Annotated in this window: 1 protein-coding gene; it reads left to right on the forward strand. The window is 40.3% G+C overall.

Annotated features, from left to right (window positions below):
• The coding region (locus ACFIL3_RS05575; RefSeq protein WP_375681912.1) for an MFS transporter at positions 1-1,367 on the forward strand (1,367 nt) is incomplete at both ends.

The following is a 1,367-nucleotide window of genomic DNA, read 5'->3' on the forward strand; positions in this document are numbered from 1 at the left end:
GCTGTTGGAGCAGGGTGGTTAATGGCGTTGATTAGTTCTTCGCATTCCATGGTTGGGCTAGTTCAAAGTGCCACAACATTACCACTTGTTATGTTTTCTTTGATGGCAGGGGCATTAGCTGATAATTTTAATCGGCGTCAAATTATGTTGTGTGTACAGATTATGATGATGGTCATATCCATGAGTTTATCTGTTTTAGCCTATTTGGGATTTCTCACACCTTGGCTTTTGTTATGTTTTACGTTTTTGATTGGATGTGGCACAGCTTTTTATAATCCTTCTTGGCAAGCAACGATAGGAGATATTGTGAGCAGGGAAAATATTCCTGCTGCTGTTAGTTTGAATAGTGTTGGCTTTAATTTGATGCGGAGTGTTGGTCCTGCTATTGGTGGTGCCATCATTGCAACTTTAGGGGCATCGGCTGCTTTTTTGTTTAATGCTATAAGCTATATTCCTCTTATTGGTGCGTTGTTTTTCTGGAAGTCGAATTATGAAAACAACTCATTGCCACGAGAAAGGCTGTTAGGAGCTGTCTCAGATGGTTTGCGTTATGTTGCGATGTCACCTAATCTCTTAAGTATTATGGTTCGAGCGTTCCTTTTTGGTATAGGAGCAACTTCTATTTTAGCACTTTTGCCAATTGTTGCGCATAAAGTTCTTGGAGGAAGTGCCCTTCTTTATGGTACATTGCTCGGTTGTTTTGGGTTAGGAGCCATGACAGCAGGTATTATTAATGCAGTTGTACGGCATCATTTTCGTTCAGAAACAATTATTGCAAGTGCATTTATTGGTTTCGCCTTTTCTTGCTTTTTATTGGGAATCAGTCGTTCACTGATTATAAGCCATATTGCTTTATTTCCTGCAGGGTTATGTTGGGTTTTGGCCTTATCATTGTTTAATACATCTGTACAACTCTCTACACCACGCTGGGTTGTTGCACGTTCTTTAGCTCTTTATCAAACGGCATCTGCCGGGGGGATGGCTATTGGAAGTGCAATCTGGGGAGGTTTAGCTGATGGTTATTCTCCAACAATTGCTTTGAGCGTTTGTTCTTTATTCTTGATTTTTGGTGCTCTTGCAGGGGTAAAATTTAGAATTCAAGAAATTCCTCAGATAGATTTAAATCCTCTTGATCATTTTAGAGAGCCGGAACTATTACTCGACCTCAAAGCAAGAAGTGGCCCGATCATGATAATGATTGATTACCAAATTCATGAAAATGAACTCGAAGAGTTTCTCAAAGTGATGACGCGTCGACGCCATATTCGATTACGTGATGGTGCGCGTCAGTGGGTTCTTTTACGAGATCTTGAAAGACCTGAATATTGGACAGAGGCTTATCATATGCCAACATGGGTAGATTATTT

The sequence above is a fragment of the Bartonella sp. CE47NXGY genome, assembly GCF_042195415.1.
GTDB lineage: Bacteria > Pseudomonadota > Alphaproteobacteria > Rhizobiales > Rhizobiaceae > Bartonella.